The organism is bacterium (genome assembly GCA_040755755.1).
In the GTDB taxonomy this organism is placed as follows: domain Bacteria; phylum SZUA-182; class SZUA-182; order DTGQ01; family DTGQ01; genus DTGQ01.
Genome location: JBFLZW010000082.1, coordinates 1 through 2272, shown reverse-complemented (window position 1 = coordinate 2272; position 2272 = coordinate 1). Strand labels below are relative to the sequence as shown.

The window sequence follows — 2272 nt, the reverse complement described above, 5'->3', positions numbered from 1 at the left end:
TGATGGACGACAATTAAAATTCCCCACCGGCGACAATTAAAATTCCCCACGGGGAGGGCAGAAAAGAGTTAAACTATCCAAGCCAATAGCTAAGAAAGGGGGGCTTGGATGGTAACGGATCAGCAGGTAAGGAGATTGAGAATGCTCATCAATAAGGGGAAGACGAAGGTGGTAGCCGCATCGGGTGCTGGAATGGACAGGAAGACGGCAGGCAAATACTTACGGCTTGCGAAGTTACCCAGTGAGTGCAGGAAAGAGCACACGTGGCGGACGAGGAAAGATCCATTTGAGAGGGAGTGGGAGAAGATAGAGCAGATGCTGGAGATTAATCCTGGGCTTGAGGCCAAGACTATTTTTGAGAGTATGCAAAGAGAGCAGCCTGGGAAATTTTCCCATAATCAGTTGCGTACCCTGCAAAGGAGGATAAAGAAGTGGCGAGCCACACAGGGGCCACACAAGGAGGTATTTTTTGAGCAGGAGCATCACCCTGGGCGGGTGTGTGCCTCGGATTTTACGGATATGTCCGATTTGGGCGTCACCATAGCCGGAGAGAGATTTGATCACCTGATGTACCATTTTGTATTGACCTATTCGAATTGGGAGACTGTAAGCGTATGTTTTTCAGAAAGTTTCGAGAGCTTGAGTGAAGGGTTGCAAAATGCTTTATGGGAAGTTGGAGGGGTTCCGGCAAGGCATCGAACGGACCGGCTGTCGGCGGCAGTGAACAAGGATTGTAATCCGGAGGAGTTTACTGTGCGCTACCGGACATTGCTGAGCCACTATGGTTTATCGGGGGAGAGGATTCAGGCAGGTAAAGCCAATGAGAATGGAGATGTAGAGCAGCGCCACTATCGGTTTAAAAGAGCGGTGGAGCAGAGTTTATTGTTGCGAGGCAGTCGTGATTTTGCCGATCGGCAAGAGTATAAGAATTTTATCAAGCATATGCTTGAGCGGCTCAATGCCGGACGAAGCAAACGATTTGAGGAGGAGGCAAAGGCGCTAAAGCCGCTGCCAGCCGCAAGGCTTGATGATTATAAAAAGCAGGATGTGAGGGTTAGCCGCAACAGCACCATTCATGTACAGCACAATATCTATTCACTCGACAGTCGGCTCATTGGCGAGTGGGTAAGAGTGCATATTTATGCTGATAAGATCCAGGTGTGGTATGCCCAGAAACTGATCGAGACCATACCTCGATTCAAGGGAGCAGGCAAACACCGGATTGAGTACCGGCATATCATCGACTGGCTGGTAAGAAAACCGGGGGCCTTTGAAAATTACCGCTTCAGAGACGATCTTTTTCCAAGCAGCTATTTCAGAATGGCCTATGACTGGCTGGTACAGTATAACCCCAATCGAGCCAGCAAAGAGTATCTGAAAATTCTCGACCTGGCCGCCAAAGAAGGTGAAAGCGGGACGGAATCCGTCCTTAGGGAGCTGTTTTCTCAAGGTCAGCAGATCACAGCCGAGGCAGTTGAAACTATAATAAAATCAGCCCGGCAGACAGCGTCTCCAGCCCAGGTGCTAATCGATGATGTTGATCTGACGGTATACGATGAGCTGCTCAGTGCTATCCTCAAAGAGGAAGCGGAAAGGAGGGAGGGAGAGCAGAAGAAGGAAGAGCATAAGGAGGAGGTGTTAGCCCATGCCTGAAAAAGAAGACATCCTCCTGGCCACGTATCTGAAGCAGTTGTATCTGGCCACGATAAGAGAATGCTACCAGCAGGTAGCCCTTAAGGCCCAACAGGAATCACTGAGCTATAGCCAGTACCTTCTGGAACTGGTGGAACTGGAATGTACAACACGACACAATAAACGTATAGAACGCCTTTTGCGAGAGTCAAAATTGCCGGTTGAGAAAAACATCGAATCCTTTGACCTCAAGAGGTTGCCTCGCAAAGTGGCTCATCAGGTGAGTACTCTGCTGGAGGGTTCCTTTGTGGATCGCAGAGAAAATGTCCTCCTGTTCGGGAACCCCGGAAGTGGCAAAACCCACCTGGTATGTGCCATAGGCCAGGAGCTTATTCGCAGAAAAGTAAGGAGGGTATACTTTACCCCCTGTAGTATCCTGGTTCAGGAGTTGCTCTTAGCCAAACGGCAATTGCAGCTTCCTCGTCTTCTGAAAAGGCTGGCTAATTTTGAAGCCTTAGTCATTGATGATCTTGGCTATGTGCAACAGGAAAGAGAAGAGATGGAGGTTTTGTTCACTCTGCTGGCCGATCGCTACGAGAGGGGCACGGTTATGCTTACCAGCAACCTTCCCTTCTCCAAA

Annotated in this window: 2 protein-coding genes; both read left to right on the top strand. The window is 49.4% G+C overall.

Annotation, left to right across the window (positions count from 1 at the left end):
• The first annotated feature begins 147 nt into the window (after positions 1 to 147).
• Positions 148 to 1653: an IS21 family transposase gene (gene istA, locus AB1611_21335; protein ID MEW6382127.1), complete on the top strand. Its 1506-nt coding sequence runs from the start codon at positions 148 to 150 to the stop codon at positions 1651 to 1653.
• Positions 1646 to 2272 (top strand): ATP-binding protein (locus AB1611_21330; GenBank protein MEW6382126.1); only part of this gene is annotated, 627 nt, incomplete at its 3' end. The genes istA and AB1611_21330, both read left to right, overlap by 8 nt.